Annotated in this window: 23 protein-coding genes; 9 read left to right on the top strand and 14 right to left on the bottom strand. The window is 32.1% G+C overall.

Annotated elements, in window-relative coordinates; all coding sequences use genetic code 11:
* Positions 1 to 9: 9 nt before the first annotated feature.
* The 14 genes from G0Q09_RS00575 to G0Q09_RS00510 form a co-directional block, all read right to left on the bottom strand.
* Positions 10 to 1,305 carry a TlpA family protein disulfide reductase gene (locus tag G0Q09_RS00575; protein ID WP_180905006.1) on the bottom strand — a complete coding sequence of 432 codons (1,296 nt, stop codon included), beginning with the start codon at positions 1,303 to 1,305 and terminating at the stop codon, positions 10 to 12.
* Positions 1,306 to 1,365: 60 nt separating this feature from the next.
* Entirely contained in the window at positions 1,366 to 1,587 is a 222-nt protein-coding gene (locus tag G0Q09_RS00570) for a hypothetical protein (protein WP_219033630.1), read from the bottom strand.
* A gap of 31 nt (positions 1,588 to 1,618) precedes the next feature.
* Positions 1,619 to 3,694 (bottom strand): DUF8694 domain-containing protein, encoded by a 2,076-nt coding sequence (locus G0Q09_RS00565; protein WP_219033629.1) that lies wholly within the window; start codon positions 3,692 to 3,694, stop codon positions 1,619 to 1,621.
* Positions 3,695 to 3,787: 93 nt separating this feature from the next.
* A complete protein-coding gene (gene clpX / locus G0Q09_RS00560; protein ID WP_219033628.1) occupies positions 3,788 to 4,936 on the bottom strand; it encodes an ATP-dependent Clp protease ATP-binding subunit ClpX in 1,149 nt (382 codons plus the stop codon).
* Between the two features lie 236 nt (positions 4,937 to 5,172).
* A complete protein-coding gene (clpP, locus tag G0Q09_RS00555) occupies positions 5,173 to 5,838 on the bottom strand; it encodes an ATP-dependent Clp endopeptidase proteolytic subunit ClpP (protein ID WP_038331995.1) in 666 nt (221 codons plus the stop codon).
* A 50-nt stretch (positions 5,839 to 5,888) separates the two neighbouring features.
* A complete protein-coding gene (locus tag G0Q09_RS00550) occupies positions 5,889 to 7,208 on the bottom strand; it encodes a trigger factor (RefSeq protein ID WP_180905001.1) in 1,320 nt (439 codons plus the stop codon).
* A gap of 279 nt (positions 7,209 to 7,487) precedes the next feature.
* Positions 7,488 to 8,852, bottom strand: coding sequence for an acetyl-CoA carboxylase biotin carboxylase subunit (gene accC, locus G0Q09_RS00545; RefSeq protein ID WP_219033627.1), 1,365 nt, complete (start codon positions 8,850 to 8,852; stop codon positions 7,488 to 7,490).
* Positions 8,853 to 8,872: 20 nt separating this feature from the next.
* A complete protein-coding gene (gene accB, locus G0Q09_RS00540) occupies positions 8,873 to 9,355 on the bottom strand; it encodes an acetyl-CoA carboxylase biotin carboxyl carrier protein (RefSeq protein ID WP_125348723.1) in 483 nt (160 codons plus the stop codon).
* Between the two features lie 125 nt (positions 9,356 to 9,480).
* On the bottom strand, positions 9,481 to 9,678 hold the full coding sequence (rpmF, locus tag G0Q09_RS00535; protein ID WP_019975824.1) for a 50S ribosomal protein L32: 198 nt from the start codon (positions 9,676 to 9,678) through the stop codon (positions 9,481 to 9,483).
* Positions 9,679 to 9,733: 55 nt separating this feature from the next.
* Entirely contained in the window at positions 9,734 to 10,315 is a 582-nt protein-coding gene (locus tag G0Q09_RS00530; protein WP_125348725.1) for a YceD family protein, read from the bottom strand.
* 72 nt (positions 10,316 to 10,387) lie between these two features.
* Positions 10,388 to 11,461, bottom strand: coding sequence for a 4-hydroxythreonine-4-phosphate dehydrogenase PdxA (gene pdxA / locus G0Q09_RS00525; protein WP_125348727.1), 1,074 nt, complete (start codon positions 11,459 to 11,461; stop codon positions 10,388 to 10,390).
* Between the two features lie 9 nt (positions 11,462 to 11,470).
* Positions 11,471 to 11,947: a hypothetical protein gene (locus tag G0Q09_RS00520; protein ID WP_125348729.1), complete on the bottom strand. Its 477-nt coding sequence runs from the start codon at positions 11,945 to 11,947 to the stop codon at positions 11,471 to 11,473.
* Positions 11,948 to 11,956: 9 nt separating this feature from the next.
* Complete coding sequence (locus G0Q09_RS00515) at positions 11,957 to 12,343, bottom strand: RidA family protein (protein ID WP_125348731.1); 387 nt, start codon at positions 12,341 to 12,343, stop codon at positions 11,957 to 11,959.
* A gap of 12 nt (positions 12,344 to 12,355) precedes the next feature.
* A complete protein-coding gene (locus G0Q09_RS00510; RefSeq protein WP_219033626.1) occupies positions 12,356 to 14,968 on the bottom strand; it encodes a putative LPS assembly protein LptD in 2,613 nt (870 codons plus the stop codon).
* A 72-nt stretch (positions 14,969 to 15,040) separates the two neighbouring features.
* Between G0Q09_RS00510 and G0Q09_RS00505 the strand changes: the two genes are divergently transcribed.
* The 9 genes from G0Q09_RS00505 to G0Q09_RS00465 all read left to right on the top strand — a co-directional run bounded on the left by G0Q09_RS00505 (position 15,041) and on the right by G0Q09_RS00465 (position 22,726).
* Positions 15,041 to 16,336 (top strand): N-acetylmuramoyl-L-alanine amidase family protein, encoded by a 1,296-nt coding sequence (locus G0Q09_RS00505; RefSeq protein WP_257467976.1) that lies wholly within the window; start codon positions 15,041 to 15,043, stop codon positions 16,334 to 16,336.
* A gap of 59 nt (positions 16,337 to 16,395) precedes the next feature.
* Complete coding sequence (locus G0Q09_RS00500; RefSeq protein WP_038332017.1) at positions 16,396 to 17,370, top strand: MlaD family protein; 975 nt, start codon at positions 16,396 to 16,398, stop codon at positions 17,368 to 17,370.
* 53 nt (positions 17,371 to 17,423) lie between these two features.
* The gene (locus G0Q09_RS00495; RefSeq protein ID WP_185144083.1) at positions 17,424 to 18,749 is read left to right on the top strand and encodes a 4Fe-4S dicluster domain-containing protein; all 1,326 of its coding nucleotides are present in this window, start codon (positions 17,424 to 17,426) and stop codon (positions 18,747 to 18,749) included.
* 71 nt (positions 18,750 to 18,820) lie between these two features.
* On the top strand, positions 18,821 to 19,249 hold the full coding sequence (locus G0Q09_RS00490) for an LNS2 domain-containing protein (protein WP_125348737.1): 429 nt from the start codon (positions 18,821 to 18,823) through the stop codon (positions 19,247 to 19,249).
* A gap of 39 nt (positions 19,250 to 19,288) precedes the next feature.
* Complete coding sequence (locus G0Q09_RS00485) at positions 19,289 to 20,080, top strand: (Fe-S)-binding protein (protein ID WP_038332021.1); 792 nt, start codon at positions 19,289 to 19,291, stop codon at positions 20,078 to 20,080.
* A 222-nt stretch (positions 20,081 to 20,302) separates the two neighbouring features.
* Complete coding sequence (locus tag G0Q09_RS00480; RefSeq protein ID WP_125348739.1) at positions 20,303 to 20,770, top strand: ABC transporter ATPase; 468 nt, start codon at positions 20,303 to 20,305, stop codon at positions 20,768 to 20,770.
* Between the two features lie 114 nt (positions 20,771 to 20,884).
* Positions 20,885 to 21,487: a LemA family protein gene (locus G0Q09_RS00475; protein WP_125348741.1), complete on the top strand. Its 603-nt coding sequence runs from the start codon at positions 20,885 to 20,887 to the stop codon at positions 21,485 to 21,487.
* Between the two features lie 5 nt (positions 21,488 to 21,492).
* Entirely contained in the window at positions 21,493 to 21,933 is a 441-nt protein-coding gene (locus G0Q09_RS00470; protein WP_219033625.1) for a TPM domain-containing protein, read from the top strand.
* A complete protein-coding gene (locus G0Q09_RS00465; protein ID WP_219033624.1) occupies positions 21,914 to 22,726 on the top strand; it encodes a TPM domain-containing protein in 813 nt (270 codons plus the stop codon). The genes G0Q09_RS00470 and G0Q09_RS00465 overlap by 20 nt, the downstream gene beginning before the upstream one ends.
* The last annotated feature ends 509 nt before the right edge of the window (positions 22,727 to 23,235 follow it).

Genomic DNA, 23,235 nt, shown 5'->3' with positions numbered 1-23,235 from the left:
TTTTCGTTATTATTTCGATACTTCTAACTCAGAAATATGATGAACTTTCTTAATTAATTTGTTGTCTTTATCAACCAAAATTAGAGTAGGAGTAGACTCTATTCCAAACTCAGCTGCGATTGGTGAATCCCATCTCAAAAGATCAGTATAATTGTACCAAGGTAAATCTTTTGTAGCGCTATTAAACGCTGTTTGATCGTAGTCTAAAGAAATGGCAACAATTTCTCCGCCTTTTGATTTAAAGTTCTTGTAAAACTCTTTAATATGCGGGATCTCTTGTTGACAAGCAGGACACCAAGAAGCCCAGAAAACAATTAATTTTTGATCTGCTTTGATATCATACAACGATTTTTTTCCGTTAATAGGTTGAGGAAAAGTGATATTTGGAACTTTACTTCCTGCTTGCATAGAAGCGCTTTGTCCTACTTTCTTTTTCAATTGATCTGTTACGTTAGAAGTCAAACCTTTTACTTTATCTACGTATTTTTTATGAAAATTTGCATATTCTTTTTCAGGAACAAAGTTTAAGATAGTTGTCAATACATTTTGACCTCTTGTTGTTTTGATATCTGTTTTAACCAAAATTTCGTCTGTAGCAGCAATTAAATTTCCTTCTACATCTTGATTGTTAGCAACAGCTAATTTTCCATTAATATAAGCAAAAACTAAATCATTAAAGATTCCAGATTGCTCCAATCGTACATCATCTTTTACAAAATGATTTACAATTTCATTTAGGGTTTCAGTATCTTTATTTGTTTGAGCTTTTTGTTTCAAATCATTCAACTCATTAATATAGGTAATTAATGGTGAGAAATTTTCGTTACGTTTCAACTCTTTTATTCGTTTATCTTCTTTTACCATTGCTGTATAAAACTCGTCAGTCGGTTTATACATTTGCATTAAATAAGGAAAAACTTGGTTCTGAATTTCATTTAATGGTTGAAGAGCTAAAACTTTATTGTATTCTTTTTGTGTATTTCCCTCTAAAATTTCAAGCTTAGAAGACATTTCTTGTCCACTTACCGTTTTGAATTTTAGATTTTTGTTATCTGTTAATAACGAAAGATTTTCTCCAGTTGGTAAATCAATACGTACAAAACCATTGTATGCTTTCGGAACTTTTACAGAGAAATTTCCATTGTTGTCAGTAATCGCATTGTTGATTAATTTCATTTCGGCATTCTCGAAAATCTTAACCAAAACAGGTTTGTTAGCATAATTTTCTATTTGTCCAGAAACGTTAAACTGTCCAAAAACAGAACTTCCTAAAACAACAAGCGGTAGTATAAATTTATTTTTCATAGTTTGTTTGATATAATAAAAAAACCTCAATCGAATAGATTGAGGTTTAAAAGTATGAATTTATTTTTTAATAATTTGTCTTTGTCTGTAGGAAAAATAGCCTGCAATTGTTACAGCTGTAACGATTAAAATAGGCGCATAATCATGAATCGGAACTTTTCTTCCTCCAGTTCCCCCTCCTTCTTCTTCACCACCACCAGAGCATTCAAAACCTGGTTCACAAGGCTCAGGTAAATTAGCAGCTTCTAATGTAGTAAAACTAAAAAATATTGTTATAATCAATATGTGTTTTAAAAAAAATTTCATAGTTAGGTTATTTGTTAATGGTTTTCTTCGTTACTACTTTACCATCTTTATATGTTATTTTAACAACATACATAGTAGGTATATTTGCTAGATTAAGTTTATAATCAGTATTTGTCATAATATTTGTTTTATAAAATATTTGACGTCCAGTTAAATCAAAAATTGAAATATCTGCTGTTGTATTTTTATCTTCAAATCTAACATACTGACTTCCATTATTTGTATAAAGAAAAGTAGCGTCAGTTCTAGTTAAATCACTTGTTCCTAACGTAGTTGGGAGTTCATTCCAATAAAACTCAAAACGTTCGTTAATTTTATCATCAGCAACAAAACTTAATTCAGTAGCCTCACTAACATCTATGGCTTTTTTTGTAACATTATCATATAAATAATACTTACCTAAGCTTAGGTTTTGTACTTTGTTTAAGATAGAATATTCATAAAGATTTAGGTTTAGTCGATAGTTTTTACCATTTTCTAAATTATAAAAACCTATTCTTAAAGGTTTACCAACATAATCTTCATTATTGAATTGATTAGTTAATGTTTGAGAATCTAACAATACATTTCCTTCTTTGTCTTCTTCATAGAAAAATATTGGGTTATCTACAGTGTTTGCTGTTGTTGAGTTACCTGTTTGCATAAAATTTGCATTCAACAAATAAGCAGGACTTCCTTGGATTGTATTTTCTTGACTTAAATACAATTCTAATTGAGTAAAATCGAAATCTGTAACTAAACCATTTTCTTTTAATTCTTGATTATCAAGTAATGTGGTGTCTTGATTTGTTTGATTTTGTGAACTTCTACTATAAACAGGACTAGAAGTTCCTGTTGTGATAAAATTACTATTAAATGTTTTATTACTATCTTTAAGGTTTACATTAGCACTAACAATACGTCCTCCATTAACAGATGAATTAATAGCGTAATAGTCTACATAGAATGATTCATATGGTTTTACTAATAAAGCCTCAGGACTTCCTATCCAAAAATAATTATTATTTGATCCATTTTTTGATAAGTAAGCACTAAGTGCAGTTGTATTTCCTGTACTAGTATTTCCTGAATTACTATTCCATTTAATTATGTAATCATTAGCTACCTTGAATACTCTAAATCTTAATGCTCCCCAAGCATTTGCTGGTGATTGATTTGAGCCAGCAGTTGTAGCAAATGTAATCCATGAAGAATTAGTATTTACATTTGATAAATCTAAATTTGATGTAAATGGATTTGCTAGTCTATGTAAGTTTTTTCCAAAAAGTACATCAGTATCATATTTAGTTCCTGTTTGATTTCCTAAATAAGAATCATAAGACTCTGCATAATTATTGATTCTATTTTTCCAATCTTTCCAAGCAAGATTTGCAAAATCAGATGATTTTCCTTTTAATCCACTTTTTAGAGTATAATTTGTTTGATTGTTATTAGGAATACCAGCAAATACTAACGAATTAACAGCTCCTAAAGAATTAATTGTAGACTTTACATTAGTTCCATTTCTTAAATTTAATAAATATCTACGTTCTGGAGTAATAGTATGATTGTTATCAACAGCATCATATTCTGTTTCTTCTACATCCCATACAAAAAGAGACTGAGTATACCTTTTGTCTAAACCACAATCTACATTAATAGCACAATTTCCTGAAAAGAAATTACCTCCAGTCATAGAATTTATAACATCTTTTGCTAATGTGTTTTTGTATGGTAAAGAGATAATATATTCATCATTTGTTAAATCAGGAACAGATCTTTCAATAGCTACTTTTCCTGTAACACTACTAGCATCTTTAATGATTAATTGACCATAAGATGTTGAGCTAGTGTACTTGTTTACAAAGTTTTTTCCAGTTTCATTTACGTTTGTAAAACCACCTTTAATTTGGATATTCCCTTGATTAATTATTTTCTCAGTTGTAGCAGTTATTTGATCTGTACTAACATTTACATTTCCTCCGTTATAGAATAAAGTATTAGGATTAACTTTGACTATCACAGCGTCTTTGATATACGTATCTTGCGCAGAAGCGCTATATATCGCACCAAGTACGAATAAAGCAAGTAGATTCTTTTTCATAAATTATGTTATTTTTGGTAGGTTTCTATTAAATTAAATAATAATTTTATTACAAATATAAAAATATTTATTAATAAGTTACTATTCAACAGATTATATTATAACTTTTTCTGGTAAATCTTTAATGTTATACATTAAATCAGTAAAGATTTCTTCCGTAACTGCTCGTAATCCTCGAGCTCCTAAACCCAGTTCATTGGCACGGTCTACAATTCTATTTAGGGTTTCGTCCGTCACTACAAGCTCTTTTCCGTCTAGGGCAAAAAGTTTTGTATATTGTTTCATTAGAGAGTTTTTTGGTTCTGTCAAAATAGCTCTCATCGCTTCTTTATCTAATGCTTTAAGATACGTAATAATTGGTAAACGTCCAATTAATTCTGGAATGATACCAAAGTTTTTCAAATCTTGTGCATTTACTTCATCCAAAAGATTTTCGATTTCTTTGTGATCCTCATTCTTGAAACCAATTACGTGTTTCTTCAAACGATCTGCAATGTGTTTTTCTATTCCAGAAAAAGCTCCACCAGCCACAAATAAAATATCTTTTGTATTAACTTCTATAAATTTTTGATCAGGATGCTTACGTCCTCCTTTTGGTGGCACGTTAACAATAGTTCCTTCCAAAATTTTAAGCAAAGCTTGTTGTACACCTTCTCCAGAAACGTCACGTGTAATAGATGGATTGTCACTTTTACGTGCAATTTTATCTACTTCATCAATAAATACGATTCCTTTTTCGGCAAGCTCTACATTGTAATCAGCAGATTGTAAAAGACGCGTCAAAATACTTTCTACATCTTCTCCTACATATCCAGCTTCTGTAAGTACAGTTGCATCAACGATTGCAAATGGAACATTTAATAACTTAGCAATTGTTTTTGCTAATAATGTTTTTCCACTTCCTGTTTCTCCAACTAAAATAACATTCGATTTGTCAATCTCTACATCATTATCCTTGTCTAATAATATTCTTTTGTAATGATTGTATACGGCAACCGACAATATTTTTTTTGCCTGGTCTTGACCAATCACATAATCATCTAAAAACTCTTTAATTTCTTTCGGAGATTTTAGCGTTAAAGGTTTTATCAAATCGTTATTTTCGTTAAATTTCGATTCTTCTAAAACTATACCATGAGCTTGTTCTATGCAATTATCACAAATATTACCGTCGATTCCAGACACTAAAATATTTACTTCGTTTCTGCTTTTTCCGCAAAAAGAGCACTTATTTTCTTCCAATTTTCTATACTTAATTAAGATGCAAAGGTATTTATTTTCTTTTAGATAGAAAATATTTATTTGTTAATTTCTATCAGTATAAATTATGGTAAAATAAAGGATGAAGTTATCTTATTTTAGATTATTGTTTTTTATGTTTCTTTCTTTTTGTTTTACAAATTTTTAAGTATTTGTAAACGAAAAAGGATACTCAATAAGTTGAGTATCCTTTTTTTGTATTTTTATTGAATTTAAAATTATTTACGAGGCAATAAAACTTCGTCAATCATTCCATATTCTTTTGCTTCTTGTGAAGTCATCCAGTAATCACGTTCACCATCTTTTTCGATTTGCTCGAAAGTTTGACCAGAATGAGTTGCAAGAATATCGTATAATTCTTTCTTCAATTTCAAGATTTCCTTCAATGTAATTTCCATATCAGTAGCTTGTCCTTGAGCACCTCCTAAAGGTTGGTGAATCATCACGCGAGAATGTTTAAGAGCCGAACGTTTTCCTGCTGCACCTGCACATAATAAAACTGCTCCCATAGAAGCTGCCATTCCTGTACAAATTGTTGCAACGTCTGGTTTTACTAACTGCATTGTGTCGTAAATTCCTAATCCTGCATAAACACCACCACCTGGTGAGTTAACATAAATCTGAATGTCTTTTGTCGCATCCACACTTTCTAAGAACAATAATTGCGCTTGAATAATATTGGCAATTTGATCATCGATACCTGTTCCTAAAAAGATGATTCTGTCCATCATCAAACGAGAGAAAACGTCCATTTGTGCAACGTTCAATTTTCTTTCTTCAACGATGTAAGGCGTTGTATTTTGGATGTAACTCTCCATATGTAAAGAGCTAATTCCTTTGTCTAACAGCGCATATTTTTTAAATTCTTCTCCTACGTTTTTCATTATTAAATTTAGATTTTAAATGAAAGGTATAAAGAATTTTTTAGAAGTGATTAAGCTTCTGCTAATTCTTTATTTTTTTCTGTAATAATGTCAACAAACTCGTCAAATGTTACTTCTTTCTCGTTCAATTTTACATTGTTTTTGAAGATGTCTAACATTTTGTCTGTAAACACTTGGTATGATAAACGGTTGTATTCTTCTTGATTCTGTAAAGCAGACATTGCAATTTGTTGTAATGTTTCTTCTGGAATAGAAGTTTGACCGTACATTTTTAATTGATCTTTGATTGCAGCAAAAGCAGCTTCTTTTACTTCCTCAGCATTTACTTCTACATTGTTAACTTCAGCAATTTTAGCTTCGATTAATTGGTAACGTAAACCTTTGTCCATTTTTACCAATTCTTCTTTCGCTTGCTCTTCAGAAGTTACATTTTCGTTAGAAGTGATTAACCATTTTGTTAAAAATTCTGTTGGTAAATCAAATTGAACTGTATCTAATAATTTAGCTACAACATCATTGATAATTTGTTTGTCAGATTCTTTGTTGTACATGTTTTCTGACTCTTCTTTGATTTTGTTACGGAAAGCTTCTTCTGAATCTACAGCTCCTTCTCCATAAACTTTATCAAATAATTCTTGATTAACTTCAGCTTTTTCAGCTTTGTTAATTTCTTTGATTGTATACGTAACGTTAGTTCCTTCTTCAGAAACTTCTGTGTTCAATTGTTGTGCAGCTTCTTCAGCAGTGTCAAAAATATCGTTAGAATTTACTTCTACAACATCACCAGCTTTTTTACCGATAAATGCAGAAGCATCTTTCAATTCTTCTAAACGGATAAATGTTGGTTTAGCTTCTTGTCCTTCTACAGCAGCTTCTACTTTCAAAACAGCTTCAGCTTCAGCTTCAGTTAAAGATTTTAATGATCCAAAACGAGCAGCGAAATTATCTACATATTTTTGGATTTCGTCGTCAGCAACTTTTACTTTGTAGCTGTCAACTTCTACTTTAGATAAATCAACATCAAATTCTGGAGCTAATCCTAATTCGAAATCAAATGATAATTGATCAGCATCCCAATCAACATCTTTCATTACTGGAACTGGATTTCCTAAGATTGATAATTTTTCTGTGTTGATGTATTCAGATACACTTTTTTGTAAAATTTCGTTAACTGTATCAAAAACAACAGCTTGTTCGTATTGTTTTTTTACAAAGCTCATTGGAACTTGTCCTTTACGGAAACCTTTGATGTTAGCTGTTTTTCTGTATTGGTTTAATACATCAACTACTTTTTCTTGATAATCTGCCTTATCAACAGTTACAGTTAATACTGCGTTTAATTTGTCTGTTGTATTTTTAGTAATATTCATCTACCTTAAATTTGGAGTGCAAATGTATAAATTATTAATGATTTTTAATAGTAAAAAGTAATATTACAATCAATTCAATCACTATAAATTAACAATTCGGATGGAATCTTATCAAATACTTGATATTTTGATTTTAGATGGAATGATTGAATTGATTATTTACTACTTTTCTGAGGTGATATTTTCAACAATTAAGCCATTTGATTTTTGCTGACACAATGACATAAAAAAATCCAGAATATACGTTCTGGATTTTCAATATTTCGAAAATTTAATTTCTTATAATTCTCCGTAATTTGCGTAAGATTCGTCAAAAACAAAATCCTCCATAAATTTAGTTGTGTAATTACCCGCGATAAAATCTGGATTATCCATCAACTGTAAGTGGAAAGGAATCGTTGTTTTGATACCTTCGATATAAAATTCCCCTAACGCACGTTTCATTTTTGCTATTGCTTCTTCACGCGTTTGTGCAGTAACAATGATTTTTGCAATCATAGAATCGTAATTTGGTGGAATTGTATATCCAGCATAAACGTGTGTATCAACACGAACACCGTTACCACCAGGAATATTAATATTTGTAATTTTCCCTGGAGAAGGGCGGAAGTCGTTATAAGGATCTTCTGCATTGATACGACACTCGATAGAATGTCCGTTTGGATAATAGTTTTGACCAGAGATTGGCTCACCATCCGCTAACATAATTTGTTCATGAATTAAATCGAAACCTGTTACTTGCTCAGTAATTGGATGCTCTACTTGGATACGAGTATTCATTTCCATAAAGTAGAAATCTCCGTGTTTGTCAACTAAGAATTCAATTGTGCCAACACCTTCATAACCTATATATTCACAAGCTTTAACTGCTGCATCTCCCATACGTTGACGTAATTCGTCTGTCATGATTGGAGAAGGGGTTTCTTCTGCTAATTTTTGATTACGACGTTGAATAGAACAGTCACGTTCTGATAAGTGACAAGCTTTACCGTTTTGGTCACTTGCAACTTGAATCTCGATATGACGTGGTTCTTCGATTAATTTTTCCATATACATTCCGTCGTTACCAAAAGCTGCAGCAGCTTCTGTACGAGCAGATTCCCATGCGTGTAATAAATCTTCTTCTTTCCAAATTGCACGCATACCTTTACCACCACCACCGGCAGTAGCTTTCATCATAACTGGGTATTTAATTTCGCGCGCAACTTCTAAGGCTTGCTCATAGCTTTCTAATAAACCATCAGAACCTGGTACTACAGGAACACCAGCTTCTTTCATAGTAGCTTTCGCATTGGCTTTATCTCCCATACGCTCGATATTTTCTGCAGAAGCACCGATGAATTTGATTCCGTTAGAAGCACAGATTTTAGAAAAAGTTGAGTTTTCAGATAAAAACCCGTAACCTGGGTGAATAGCATCCGCGTCAGTAATTTCTGCAGCCGCGATGATGTTAGCCATTTTTAGGTACGAATCTTTACTTGGAGCAGGACCAATACACACAGCTTCGTCAGCGAAACGTACGTGTAATGAAGTCTCGTCTGCTTTAGAGTAAACGGCAACCGTTTTGATTCCCATTTCTTTTGCAGTACGTATAATACGCATTGCAATTTCACCTCTATTAGCGATTAATATCTTTTTAAACATAATTTTTTAGATGTAATTGATTAAGCTGGATCAACTAAGAATAATGGTTGATCGTACTCAACTGGACTAGCGTCGTCCACTAAGATTTTTACAATTTTTCCAGAAACTTCTGATTCGATTTCGTTGAATAGCTTCATTGCTTCAACAATACATAAAACTTTACCTGGAGCAATAGCATCACCTACATTAATAAAAGGTTCTTTACCTGGTCCTGCAGCACGGTAGAAAGTACCAATCATAGGAGATTTAACTGTAATTAAATTACTATTTTCTTCTTCTGTTGATGTTGTAGAGTTATTTGCTGGTGCAGCTGCTGACGCTTGAGGAGCGGCAATTGGAGCTACAGGAGCTTGTGGTACATAAATTTGTTGAGATGCAACTTGTGCAGGTACGCTTGCTAAAGTTTTGATTTTGATTTCGATGTCATCTTGTTTGATGCTTACTTCAGCAACTTCTGCTTTTGATACGAATCTAATTAAATTTTGAATGTCTTTAATGTCCATATAATGCGGTTTTTTATTTGACCTTTTATGTTTGTTTTTTATAAAACGATTTCAAAGGTATTGAAAAAAAAATAAAAAAAGCTGTTTCTTTTTAGAAACAGCTTCAAAATCTTTCGAAGATTATATTATTCAGTAACTTCTTGTACTTTCTCTAATACTACTTTACCTTTGTAGTATAATTTTCCGTCAGACCAGTGAGCTCTGTGATATAAATGTGCTTCACCTGTTGTTTTATCGATTGCTAATTGTGGAGCTTCGATTTTGTAGTGTGTTCTACGTTTATCTCTTCTTGTTGACGACTGTCTTCTCTTAGGATGTGCCATATCTAACTACTTTTTTTTCTTTATTTCTATAATTTATTTTAATAATAAAAACCAATTAAGGTTTCAAATCTTTCAATTTTGCCCAACGAGGATCAATGTCGTTATTATCGTCATCGTCATCATTGTTGTTGTCTTCATCGTAATGCTCGTATTCTTCATCTTCGTCTAATTCGTAAATGCTGTATTGGTCTAACAATTCAATCATTTCAGAATCGCTTTTGCCATTCAAGACATCTGGATGAATTCGTTTTGTTGGTACTGATAACATTGCCAATTCATAAAGAACTTGCGCAACGTTGATTTGGTATTCCTCTCTTGGAATTACCCACATTTCAAAATCAGTATCGTCAAACTCGTTTCCAAATTTAACAATTAATTCTGCATTATTTGAAATTTCTTGTTGAAACAATTCTCCAGTCAAATCACAAGGGACTGTAATGTCTCCTTTTAAGCTGATTTCTAACTCAAGCATTGTTGATTTTTTATCTAAAATAATTGTTGCAATTAAATTAGGATTGTCAAAATCTTGCTCAATTTCAAATAAATCAAAGAACGATTGTGATAATTCGAATGTAAAATCACTCTTACCAAAAGGCAAGCTTGTAAATACAATATTATAATTTTTTAACTTGTCCATACCACAAAAAGGTGTGCAAAGATAATCTAATTTATTTAAAATTAATAGCTCTTTGCAACTTATTTTAAATTTTTATTCTTTATTATCGCCTTTTTCTAATTTTAGATGGATATGTTGCAATACATTTTTTGTTAGCTCTTGGTATTCGTTTCGATTTTTATATAATTCGATCGCTGAAAAAATAGCTTCCTTAAATGATTCTTCGTTTGCAATTCCTTTTCCTGCGATGTCGTAAGCCACACCATGATCTGGCGAAGTTCGTACAAATTTTAATCCAGCTGTATAATTAACGCCTTCATCAAAACTAATTGTTTTGAATGCCACCAATCCTTGATCGTGATACATGGCCAAAACCGCATCAAAAGCGTCTAAATTACTTGGATTGAAAAAACTATCTGCCGAATAAGGTCCAAAAACTAATTGATTTTCGTTAATGCAACGCTCGATAACTGGCGAAATAATTTCTTTTTCTTCTGATCCTAACAGACCATTGTCACCTGCATGAGGATTAAGACCTAAAACTGCAATTTTTGGTTTTTCGATGGCGTAATCTTCAATCAAACTTTTATGAATTTGTTGAATTTTTGCATAAACAGATTTTGGATTAATTTGTTTTGCAACTTCGCTAATTGGAATATGTTGCGTTACTAAACCAACTCTCAATTTTTCTGAAACTAAGAACATCAAAGGTTTTCCTCCCCAAATTTCTCCTAAATATTCGGTATGACCTGGGAAATGAAATTCTTCGGACTGAATATTATCTTTATTAATTGGAGCCGTTACCAAAACATCAGTAAAACCATCTGAAACAGATTTTGCAGCCGCTTTTAATGATTGATAAGCGTGTTCACCAGCTTCTTTGGTTACTTTACCATAATGTACATCAATTTGATCTTTCCAAAGATTAACCACATTGATTTTTCCGTCTACAATTTGATTCGCATCTTGAATACCTTGAAAATTGATTCGGTCAAATTTTAAACGATCTTTTTGATACGATAATAATTTGGTTGAACCGAAAATAACAGGCGTAAAAAACTCTGTTATTTCTTTTTCTTGTAAGGTTTTTAAGATAACCTCAATTCCGATTCCGTTATAATCACCAATCGAGATGGCAACTCTAATTTTTCTATCTTTTTCAGACATAATGTTAGTTTAATATGATTGGCTGGATGGTTTGTATTTTTTTAAAAATCTTTTGTAAATTAAATCTACAATTAAACCTCCAATCCATGATGAAAAGAATAAAACTGGACAGATCGCAATTTCGTACCAAGTTGGGTGATAAGGCGTGATAAGAACGTCGCCTAATGCAACGATTAACACAATAAAACCTACAAACATCGTGTAAGCTTGTTTAGCTCTTCTTACGATAAGTGCTGTTATAACACCTCCAACTAAAGCTGCAATTCCACTAATTGCGAGCATTGATCCAAAAAATTGAACTTCGAATTTTTTTCCTTCTTGGTGCGAAAAGTATTTGATGATGTGTCTCCATTCCGGAAAAACTTTGTTGTCCCATCCCAATCTATCCGCGTTGTATATAAGACCAAATTGTATGATAGCGTAGATAACAGCTAATCCTACTATTACAGCAATTGTGTTTCTTAATACAGTTTTGTCTTTTAGCATAATATTTTATTAGTCTGCAATAGCGATTACAGAAATTTCAACATTTACGTCGCGTGGTAAACGAGCAACTTCTACACATTCGCGTGCAGGATAATTTTCGTCATTAAAATAAGAAGCATAAACTTCGTTAACTGCGTTGAAATCATTCAAATCCTTAACAAAAATTGTTGTTTTTACAACTTGGTCAATTGTTGTTCCGCCAGCTTCTAAAATTGCAATTACATTTTTCATTACTTGATGAACTTCATCTTGAATACCTGTTGTAACCAATTCATTTTTTTCTACATTGAAAGGAATTTGTCCTGATGTGTAAATAAATCCGTTGTATTTTACACCTTGTGAATAAGGTCCAATTGCTTGTGGTGCTTTTTCTGTATGAACGATTTGTTTTTTCATATTAATATTTTTTTAGTAATTAAGTCTTGATCTATCGTTGTATTTTAAATCTTGTAAGATTGATGCTTTGATTCCGATAAAGAAATCATAACTTTTATATGTTCCCATTGGTGTCCAGTTGAATGATAAGGTAAAGCTTCGTAAATCTCTTTCAAAACCAAAACGTACATAAGTTATTTCACTTTTGATGAAATCGTAAGTTGCATTTGCAGAAATTGCCCAATATGGTGTTGGCGAAATTTTACCATTCATTGCAATAGAACCTGTGCTACTTCCTTTTCGTTCTGTTCCTTTGCTATAATTATAACTTAAATTAGCTGTTAAACTCCAAGGAATAGCAAATTGCGCATAATTATCGCTGTCATAATAGAAATTTTCATCACGAACTGTTCCACGTTTTTTATAGTTCTTGGCATCGAAACGTTTTCCGCCAAATGTACTATTGTCAAATGTATAACCAGTTCCTAATGTCATATTCGAAATACGAAGATTTCCTAAGCCAAGTTCATCAATGTATTGAGCAACTTCACTTCCTTCAGCATTCATGTAACGTTGAATTTTATATGGATTAACAGTTGACGAAAATTGTACGTTTACTTTTCTATCAAACAAAGATGTCATTCCGTTAATACTGATTGGAGAAAGTTTAAATTCATCTGCAGAGAAGTTATAAGATGAACTCAAACGTAAATATTCAAATATCTTTACTTTTTTGAAACCTTTCGGGTCATTTGCATCTTTTACTTTCATCTCTAAGTTGTTCGAAATTCCAAAGTTTAATGAATTTGTCAAACCAGGAATTGATACACCATACAACATGTTTTGATATTGATTGTACCAAACTTCTTCTTGATTTTGGTTTTGATAAGCTTTGTAATATCCCCAAGATTGACTTTGGAAATCCGGCGTATAACTATAACCAATAGATGGTGTAATCACGTGCTGAATTCCTAAAATCTTAGCATCTTTATTTGGATTAAGATATAATCCATAAATATTAGTTGAAACAGAAGCATTGAAATTAAATGTTCGATATGAATTGAATCCTTTCAATGTTGTGTCCTCTATTTTTCCGTTAACAGAATTGTAATTTTTAATCAAACGATTATCACCCCAAACTTCATTATAGTCAGAAGAAAGTGTTAATGGGAAATAATTAGCAAGTGTAATACCTGTCTGCAAACCAATTTTGTGATTCGCACCCATTCGCATTTGATCTTTCCACATTTTGTCTGTAAAGATGTCTTTGTCGTTGGTGTTAACTTCATTTCCAGCTTGCATACTATACGTTAAACCAAGATTCTGAATTAAACCTTCTTTTGGCATATTTTTCTTTGCAAACGGGAAAATACGAGACATAGTCAAGTTGAAACGAGGAAATGCAATGTTAATATCTCCAGTATTGTAATTTTGAGAGTGCGACATACTCAACTGAGCTGTTAGTGGAGCATTCTCAAAGTTTTTTGTTAAGTTAATAGACGAGTTAACGTTGTTTGTAAAAACTTGTCCAGTATTAATGTATTGATTTCGTACAGATTCACGGTAATATTTCGAACTCGAAAAGTTAACATTGGCATTGAATAACCAATATGGATTTGCTTTCGGATCTTGGCTATGTGACCACATAACACCAAACATACTTTGTTTAGAAAAGGCATTAGAGCCTTCTGTAAGACCTTTGATACCAGTTAAGCGATTTTCTACATTCGCTGCAAGTCGCCCATTGTATTTGTAACGTTTTTTATAGGTAGACTCGGCTCTAGTAGCCCAACTACCTTTTGTATAGATATCTCCCGAAAGTTTTAAATCAAAATTATCTCCAAATGGAACATAAAACCCTAAATCTTCGATAAAGAAACCAAGATTTGTACGCTCACCTGGGCGAGGCATCAAAATACCTGCGGCACGTTTTGCACCCATCGCTGGGATGTAACCAAATGGCAATGCTAAGGGCGTTGGTACGTCATAAATCCACATATTGATAGGTCCGGTAATTAATGTTTTCTTACCATTTTTATCAATCATTTTTCCTTCTTTGGCGCGAAGAAAATAATCTGGTCGAGTATCTTTTCCTTCTTTAAAATAAGTATCCGTTGTAAAATCGGCACGTTTTAACAACATTACCGAATCATTGACACGCTTCGCTTTATCAGCAATGATGATTCCATCTTCTTGCGTCATGCGAATGTTATATGCAATTCCAACTTTCGTTTTGAAATTTACTTTGAAAGCATCTTGCAAAATTTCTTGTTGACCTTGTGTAAACTTAGTTTTTTCAATAATATTCCCAATAGAATCGCGCTTACCTTCGGCATATACATCACCTGTATCCCAATTTAGTTCGATATAATCTGCATCAATAGTCATATCGCCGTAAACTACATGTGCCTTACGCAAAAGGTAAGTCATACGTTTTTTACGATTATGTATTTCGTCCTCGGAATTGTGCTCTACCACAAACTCTAATTTCTCTTTTACAGGGATAATAGTATCTAATTTTACTGAATCAGAAACTATCTTAGAGTGATCTTTATCGTTATTATTTTGCTTAACTTGTCCAAAAGAAACGGTGCAAACCATAACTGGACTAAAAAATAAAATCGATTTAATTGCCTTTGTAAACAAATTGAAAAACTTATTTTTTATAAATTGCGTCAAAATTAATCAAAAAAACAAACCTATAGTATGAGTTTAAAAATGATTAACATACAAAAGTATTTATTTTTTGCGATGATGATGGTATTTTCTACATTTTCATTTGCACAAAAAAAGCAAAATTTTGTAATTGTTATTGATGCTGGTCATGGTGGACATGATGCTGGAGCAAGGGGAGTCGCTGATTATGAAAAGAATATCACGTTAGATGTTTCGAAAAGATTAGCGGAGTTAATTAAGAAAAATCACAAAGATGTTAAAGTTGTTTTAACACGTGATACAGATATTTTTTTAGAATTATGGGAACGTACACGAATTTCAAATGATAATCATGCGAATTTATTTGTCTCGATTCACTGTAATTCGGCTGATAACAAAAGCGCAACAGGAACAGAAACATTTGTAATGGGATTGAAACGATCTAACGAAACAGATGAAGTTTCTAAACGTGAAAACTCGGTTGTGTTTTTAGAGAAAGATCAAGAACGTTACGAAAAATTTAATCCAAATGATCCGGAAGCGGTTATCGCTTTTGAGATTATGAATGCAGCTTATAAAGAACAATCTATTCGTTTTGCAGATTTGGTAGAAAAAGGTTTCGTAAATCGTGATTTCAGAAAAAGTAGAGGTGTTAAACAAGCAAATTTTCACGTGTTGAGAGGAAATGCTTCTCCTTCTGTTTTGGTAGAGTTAGGATTTATTTCGAATTATGATGAAGGAACATTTTTAGCATCAGACGAAGGAAAAGATAAAACGACGACTACAATTTATGAAGCTTTTAAACAATTCAAAAAAGAATATGATCGTAGAAGTGGAGTAGAGGACGAGGACGAAAAACCTAAACCAGTTAAAAAAGTTGAAAAACCTGTAGAAGGAAAAAAATTGAAGGTAAGGGTAATGGAGTCTAAAATGAAATTTTCTTCAACTTCGCCGCAATTAAGAGGTTTAACAGATTTAGATGTAATTCAGGAAGGTGATAATTACGTGTATTATTACGGAGAAACAGATTTACAATCTCGTGCAGATGATTTGTTGCAAACGGTAAAACGTAAAGGATTTTCTGGTGCAAAAATTGTAGAATTTGAAACGAATAAAAAATTAGAAGGTGGTAAAAATTATCGTGTTCAGTTTATGACATCAAATAAAAAATATAAAGACAAAGACGAAAAATTTAATGGATTGACAAATGTGTTGCGAGTAAAAGAAGGTGGACTTCAGAAATATTATTATGGCTCTGATAAAACAATGGAATCTGCTCAAAAAACATTGAAACAAGTACAAGACAAAGGTTTTAGAAACGCCTTTATCGTTACATTTAATGGTGAAGAACCAATGTAAACGTAATATAAAATGTTTCTTTACAAATTAAATTTTATTTTTGCATAAAATCATAACAAGTGAAGTTATCTAAAGAATTAAAAATAGGAGTTGTTACCATCTTAACCTTAGTAGGTTTTTTCATGCTATTCAATTTCTTAAAAGGTCAAAATATTTTTTCATCAGGACGTTTGTTTACTGTAAAATACGAAAATGTAAGCGGATTAGCTCCTTCTAAACCTGTTTCTGTAAACGGTTTGAGAGTTGGTCAGGTGAAAGAAATTAAAATTATAGATACTGCAAAACCTATCTATTTTGAAGTCGTGATTTCTGTCGAAAAAGATATTCAATTTTCGAAAAAAACAATTGCAGAAATTTACGAACCAGGAATTATGTCTGGACCAGAAGTTAGACTTTTATTAGACTATGGACCAGATGTAGCAAAAGATGGTGATTATTTACAAGGTCGTATTGCAGGCGGAATGTTAGATGGTTTGACGAAACAATTAACGCCAACACAAGCAAAGTTAGATAGTGTTTTATTAAGTTTTAATCAAACATTAGGAAGTGTAAACAATGTTTTGGATCCGTCAACTCAACAAGATATTAAAGCAATGTTGAGAAACTTGAATCATACAATTGATTCGTTCGACAAAACAGCGCAATCGTTGACTGCAACATCAAATAGTGCAAATAATTTGATCAAAACAAACGAAAAGACATTGAACACAACGCTTAACAATGCAAGTGCTACAATGGCTTCTGCAAAAGCTACGGTTGACAAATTTGGAAAAACTGCGGATAAATTAAACGCGTTAGAATTAGATCAAGTGATTAAGAATTTTGAAAATGCGTCTAAAAACTTAAATACATTGTTAGAAGATATGAATAATGGAAAAGGTTCTTTAGGAAAATTAGCAAAAGATGAAACGCTTGCTAACGAACTTGAAGCAACAATCAAAAATATGAATGAATTGGTAACAGACTTAAAGAAAAACCCAAGTCGTTATGTGAACATCTCTGTTTTTGGTAAAAAGCAACCAGTTCAGCCATAAAATCAAAACTAAAATTTAAATACTCAAAACTCAAAAAAAACTAATAAAAAATGATGAAGTACATTCCAAATGTAATCTTTCTTCTAATTATGATAGGAAGTATTTGGTTCTTTGCGCAAAACGTAAAGAAACTTATACGTAACATCAAATTAGGGAAAGAAATAGATCGTTTCGATCATCCTGCGGAAAGGTGGAAAACGATGGCTCGTGTGGCTTTAGGACAAGGTAAAATGACTGTTCGTCCTCTTGCTGGTATTCTACATGTTTTTGTTTATGTAGGATTTGTTTTAATCAATATCGAAGTATTAGAAATTATCATCGATGGTGTATTCGGAACACACCGTATTCTAAGTTTCTTAGGAGGTTTCTATAACGGAATGATAGGGTTTTTCGAGATTTTAGCCTTTTTGGTGATGGTTTCGTGTATCATTTTCTTCTGTAGAAGAAACTTTGTAAAAGTTGGACGTTTTTGGAAACCAGAAATGAAAGGCTGGGCAAAAGACGATGCTAATTATATCCTAATTATGGAGGTTGCATTTATGTTGGCTTTATTTACAATGAATGGTGCAGATCAAGTGTTACAAAAAATGGGTGCACCTCATTATATCGAAACAGGATCTTTTCCAATTTCTTCTTGGTTAACAGCACCAATTATTAGTCAATTCAACGACATCACATTTATTACAATTATAGAAAGAGCAGCTTGGTGGTTTCATATCATCGGAATTTTCTTTTTCTTAAATTATTTGTATTATTCAAAACATTTACACATCATTTTGGCTTTTCCAAATACATGGTTTTCTAAGTTAGAACCAAAAGGAGAATTCAATAATTTACAATCTGTAACAGATGAGGTAAAAATGATGATGGATCCAAATGCAGATCCTTACGCAGCACCTGCCGAACCACAGGGAGAGCCAGAAACATTTGGAGCAAAAGATATTTTTGATTTAAACAGAGTACAATTATTGAATGCCTACACATGTACGGAGTGTGGGCGTTGTACATCTGAATGTCCAGCAAATTTGACAGGGAAAAAATTATCTCCTCGAAAAATTATGATGGATACTCGTGATCGTTTAGAAGAAGTAAGTAAAAACATCGATGCAAACGGAAGTTTTGTGGATGATGGTAAAATGCTTGTCAACGATTACATTTCACCAGAAGAATTATGGGCATGTACATCTTGTAATGCATGTACACAGGCTTGTCCAGTAAATATCGATCCGTTATCAATTATTGTTGATTTACGTCGTTATTTGGTAATGGAACAATCTGCTGCACCAAACGAGTTGAACATGATGATGACAAATGTCGAAAACAATGGAGCTCCTTGGCAATTTAACAATGCGGATAGATTGAATTGGGCAAACGATTAAAATTGTAAAATACAATTACTCATTCTCAAAGAACTATTAATTTTTGTACATAACACACAAACACAGCACACATGGAAAATTTCTTAGAGGAAAAAATTGAAAACGGAGAAAGAGTAAGTCCTATTTTACCAGAAAATGTTAAAAATTATTTAATTGACATTGATGGAACAATTTGCGATGATATTCCAAACGAAGAACCAGAACGTATGCTAACAGCAGAATTATATCCAGATGCTTTAGAAACATTAAACAAATGGTACGACGAAGGACATATTATCACATTTTTTACATCACGTACAGAAGAACATCGTGAGTACACAGAAATTTGGTTGAAAAAACATGGTTTCAAATACCATGGACTTTTAATGGGAAAACCTCGTGGAGGAAATTATCATTGGGTTGACAACCATTTAGTAAAAGCGACACGATACAATGGTAAATTTACAGATTTGGTTGAAAAAAATGTTTCGATTCAAGTTTTTGATGATGGAAAACATTAAACTAAATCCATTCAAATAACACAAAGACTACAAAAAAATATGTCAAATATTACAGTTAAAACAATGGCTCAATATATGGCCGAAGGCAAACAACCAGAAGTTTTGTTTTGGGTTGGTTGCGCCGGAAGTTTTGATGACAGAGCTAAAAAAATAACACGAGCATTCGTTAAAATTTTAAATAATATTGGCGTAGAATTCGCCGTTTTAGGAACAGAAGAATCGTGTACAGGTGATCCTGCAAAGCGTGCTGGTAACGAATTTGTTTTCCAAATGCAAGCTATGATGAATATTGAAGTTCTGAATGCTTACGAAGTGAAAAAGATCGTTACAACTTGTCCACATTGTTTCAATACGTTGAAAAATGAATATCCAAGTTTAGGTGGAGAGTATGAAGTTTTGCATCATTCTCAATATTTACAGCAGTTAATCAACGAAGGTAAATTGAAATTAGAAGGTTCTGAAACGTTCAAAGGAAGACGAATCACTTTCCACGATCCTTGTTATTTAGGTCGCGGTAACGATGTGTACGAAGCGCCTCGTGAATTAATCGAAAAATTAGATGCCGAATTAGTCGAAATGAAACGTTGCAAAACACGTGGATTATGTTGTGGTGCTGGTGGAGCGCAGATGTTCAAAGAACCAGAAAAAGGAAACAAAGACATCAATGTAGAACGTACAGAAGAGGCTTTAGAGAAAGAGCCGCACATTATCGCAACAGGTTGTCCATTTTGTAATACAATGATGACAGACGGTGTAAAACACTTCGAAAAAGAATCAACGGTTATGGTAAAAGACTTAGCTGAATTGATTATGGAAGCGAAAGATTTATAATCGAATTTATAAAAATAATATAAAAAAGCCATCTCTTTGAGATGGCTTTTTTATGTAAAAATTTTAGCTTTCTAACATCTAACATCTAACATCTAACATCTAACATCTAACATCTAACATCTAACATCTAACATCTAACATCTAACATCTAACATCTAACATCTAACATCTAACATCTAAAATTTCCGTATCTTTGAAACACAAATTTTAAACAAAGAGAAAATGAATTTAGCAGACGATTCAAGAATTTGGATTTTTCAAGCCAATCGTAAATTCTCAACAGAAGAAAAGCAAGCTATTACAGCTAAACTAAATACTTTTATAGCGGATTGGAATGCGCATGGCGCTGAACTTTTAGCTGATTTTGATTTACCTTATGATCAATTTATTGTAGTTGGTGTAGACGAAAATCAAGCGACAGCAAGTGGTTGTTCTATCGATAAATTAACGAAAATCGTACGCGAAATTGATGCAGATTATTCGTTCGATTTATTGAACAGAATGTTAGTTTCGTATGAAAATGAACAGGAAGTTTTTATCGAAAAATTACCAACATTCAAACAAAAAGTAAAAGAAGGAGAAATCAAAAATGTAAAAGTTTTCAATAATGGAATTTCTTCTTTGAATGATTTTAAGCAAAATTGGTTATTACCGATTGAAGAAAGTTGGGCGAAAACATTATTAAATTAAACGCTTAAAATCCAAAAAATATTAAAGCCGAGTTTAGAAATAAGCTCGGTTTTATTTTTGATAAAAAATTGTTTAAAAAACACTATTTTTACGTAATAATAAATTAAAAATACTATGAAAAACAAAGGATGTCTTATTGGCGGAGTGATTCTTTTAGTTCTTGCAGGAATCGTTTTCTGGGGAATTGGAGTTTCGAATACGATTAAAACAACAGACCAAGGTGTACAAAAACAATGGTCGAATGTAGAAAATACATATCAAAAACGTTCAGATTTAGTTCCAAATTTAGTGAACACGGTAAAAGGTGCTGCGAATATGGAAAAAGAAACGTTAACAGCTGTAATTGATGCACGTGCAAAAGCGACTTCTAATCAAATTAAAATTGATGATCCAAGTCAATTAACAGATGCAAATATTGCGAAATTTCAACAAGCTCAAGATCAATTAGGATCTACATTAAGCCGTTTATTGGTTTCTGTTGAAAAATATCCGGATATTAAATTCAATCAAAACTTTACTTCTTTACAAGCAGAATTATCTTCTATCGAGCAAGAAGTTTTATTTGAGAGAAAAAAATACAACGATGCTGCAGAGAAATTCAATAACATGATTATAACTTTCCCTAACAGCTTAATCGCTGGTTTTACAGGTGCTACGAAAAAAGGTTATTTCAAAGCTGCTGCAGGATCTGAAAATGCTCCTAAAGTAGAATTCTAATCATTATGGGAAATAAGAAACATAAATTTCTTTCCTCAAAAGATGAAAAAAAAATAATCGAAGCCATCCAAAAAGCGGAGAAATATACAAGTGGGGAAATTCGAGTTCATATTGAATTCGAATCTTCTCCCAATCATTTTGATAAAGCTTTAGAGGTGTTTGAACGATTAGAAATGCACAAAACCAAAGATAGAAATGGTGTGTTGTTTCATGTTTCACCAACCGATCATAACTTTACAATTATTGGTGATAAAGGAATTGATCAAGTGACACCAGATGATTTTTGGGATGATATAAAAGAAGAGGTCATCAAGCATTTCAAAAAAGAACATTATGTAAAAGGGCTTTGTGAAGGAATAAAAAAAACAGGCAAAGCACTTAAAAAATATTTTCCTTATCAAGAGGATGATACAAACGAATTACCAGATGAAATTAGCTACAGTTAAATACTTTTTTCTAACTTTTTTTCTAACTATTTTAACCGTTTTTGGGCAAACGCCTAAAGAATTGGTTAATATCAAGCATCCACCCAAAAAACTTGTGCAAGATTATGCACATGTTTTTGATGCAATGCAGTTGGATGAATTAGAACGAAAATTAGTAGCCTATGATGATTCAACATCTACTCAAATTTTGGTATTAACAGTGAAGTCTCTAGATGGTTATCCGTTAGAAATGTTTGCAAATGATATTGGTGAAAAATGGAAAGTTGGTACACAAGGAAAAGATAATGGAGTTGTAATTGTTTTAAGTGAACAAGATCGTAAGATTACGATTAGAACAGGTTATGGAGCTCAAATTTATCTACCACCAAGTGTCAACAAATCGATTATTGACAATGTTATTATTCCGTATTTCAAACAAGGTGATTACGCTGGCGGAATAAATGCTGGAGTCAATTCTATTTTTCAAGCTTTTGCAGGAAAATACAAACAAGACAAAGCAAAATCTCAAGAACCAGAAATGGATTGGTTTGCATTGATTTTTGCCATAGGATTTTTCATTTTTATTTTCATTATTATTTCGAAAGGTAGAGGAGGTAATAATGGCGGAAATGGCGGTAGACGAAGAAGTTTGTTAGACGATATTATCATCATGAACACAGGAAGTTCTGTTTTCGGTGGTGGAGGTTTCGGCTCAGGAGGAAGTTCTTGGGGTGGATCATCTAGCGGCGGAGGCGGCTTTGGTGGCTTCGGTGGCGGAAGCTTCGGAGGCGGAGGTGCTTCTGGTAGTTGGTAATAATTTTTATATGAATAAAAAAATACTTATTCTTTTAGTTGTAATTATAGCGTTCTTAAATATCTTTTTTTATTTCGGAGCATTATATTTTAATTTAAAGTATCCATTGTATGGTAATAGTAGTTTTAGTTCTAATATAATTGTGTTTTTTTCTATATTAATAAGTATTATTTTAGCATTTGTCTATAGAAAGATACCTATTGCATTTAGGTTTTTAATTTTTATATTATGTTTTTGTTTTATTTATTCTGTCTCGATTATATTTTTCAAGGACTTTTATATTAATGTAGATAAAGCTTTGGCAATAAATTATCCAATTAAGAATGCGAGTAAATATTATGATCACAATGATCCGATAATAAAATTAGAAGCTAATAATGGTAAGATTTATTATTATTTTCAAAAAACTTCGTTAGGAGATATTGAGATACCGAATAATGAAGTTGAAAATATAAGACTTAAAAAAAGTATTTTTGATTCTGAAGTATTATACTATTATATTAAATAAA

The organism is Empedobacter falsenii (assembly GCF_019308355.1).
Lineage (GTDB): Bacteria > Bacteroidota > Bacteroidia > Flavobacteriales > Weeksellaceae > Empedobacter > Empedobacter falsenii_B.
This window is presented reverse-complemented; position numbering and strand designations above follow the sequence as displayed.

Excerpts from the sequence above, each read along its gene's own strand:
- G0Q09_RS00575 (WP_180905006.1), bottom strand. The coding sequence starts at position 1,305 with ATGAAAAATAAATTTATACTACCGCTTGTTGTTTTAGGAAGTTCTGTT.
- G0Q09_RS00565 (WP_219033629.1), bottom strand. The coding sequence starts at position 3,694 with ATGAAAAAGAATCTACTTGCTTTATTCGTACTTGGTGCGATATATAGC.
- clpP (WP_038331995.1), bottom strand. The coding sequence starts at position 5,838 with ATGAAAAACGTAGGAGAAGAATTTAAAAAATATGCGCTGTTAGACAAA.
- G0Q09_RS00550 (WP_180905001.1), bottom strand. The coding sequence starts at position 7,208 with ATGAATATTACTAAAAATACAACAGACAAATTAAACGCAGTATTAACT.
- accC (WP_219033627.1), bottom strand. The coding sequence starts at position 8,852 with ATGTTTAAAAAGATATTAATCGCTAATAGAGGTGAAATTGCAATGCGT.
- accB (WP_125348723.1), bottom strand. The coding sequence starts at position 9,355 with ATGGACATTAAAGACATTCAAAATTTAATTAGATTCGTATCAAAAGCA.
- rpmF (WP_019975824.1), bottom strand. The coding sequence starts at position 9,678 with ATGGCACATCCTAAGAGAAGACAGTCGTCAACAAGAAGAGATAAACGT.
- G0Q09_RS00530 (WP_125348725.1), bottom strand. The coding sequence starts at position 10,315 with ATGGACAAGTTAAAAAATTATAATATTGTATTTACAAGCTTGCCTTTT.
- pdxA (WP_125348727.1), bottom strand. The coding sequence starts at position 11,461 with ATGTCTGAAAAAGATAGAAAAATTAGAGTTGCCATCTCGATTGGTGAT.
- G0Q09_RS00520 (WP_125348729.1), bottom strand. The coding sequence starts at position 11,947 with ATGCTAAAAGACAAAACTGTATTAAGAAACACAATTGCTGTAATAGTA.
- G0Q09_RS00515 (WP_125348731.1), bottom strand. The coding sequence starts at position 12,343 with ATGAAAAAACAAATCGTTCATACAGAAAAAGCACCACAAGCAATTGGA.
- G0Q09_RS00505 (WP_257467976.1), top strand. The coding sequence starts at position 15,041 with ATGATTAACATACAAAAGTATTTATTTTTTGCGATGATGATGGTATTT.
- G0Q09_RS00495 (WP_185144083.1), top strand. The coding sequence starts at position 17,424 with ATGAAGTACATTCCAAATGTAATCTTTCTTCTAATTATGATAGGAAGT.
- G0Q09_RS00490 (WP_125348737.1), top strand. The coding sequence starts at position 18,821 with ATGGAAAATTTCTTAGAGGAAAAAATTGAAAACGGAGAAAGAGTAAGT.
- G0Q09_RS00485 (WP_038332021.1), top strand. The coding sequence starts at position 19,289 with ATGTCAAATATTACAGTTAAAACAATGGCTCAATATATGGCCGAAGGC.
- G0Q09_RS00480 (WP_125348739.1), top strand. The coding sequence starts at position 20,303 with ATGAATTTAGCAGACGATTCAAGAATTTGGATTTTTCAAGCCAATCGT.
- G0Q09_RS00475 (WP_125348741.1), top strand. The coding sequence starts at position 20,885 with ATGAAAAACAAAGGATGTCTTATTGGCGGAGTGATTCTTTTAGTTCTT.
- G0Q09_RS00470 (WP_219033625.1), top strand. The coding sequence starts at position 21,493 with ATGGGAAATAAGAAACATAAATTTCTTTCCTCAAAAGATGAAAAAAAA.
- G0Q09_RS00465 (WP_219033624.1), top strand. The coding sequence starts at position 21,914 with ATGAAATTAGCTACAGTTAAATACTTTTTTCTAACTTTTTTTCTAACT.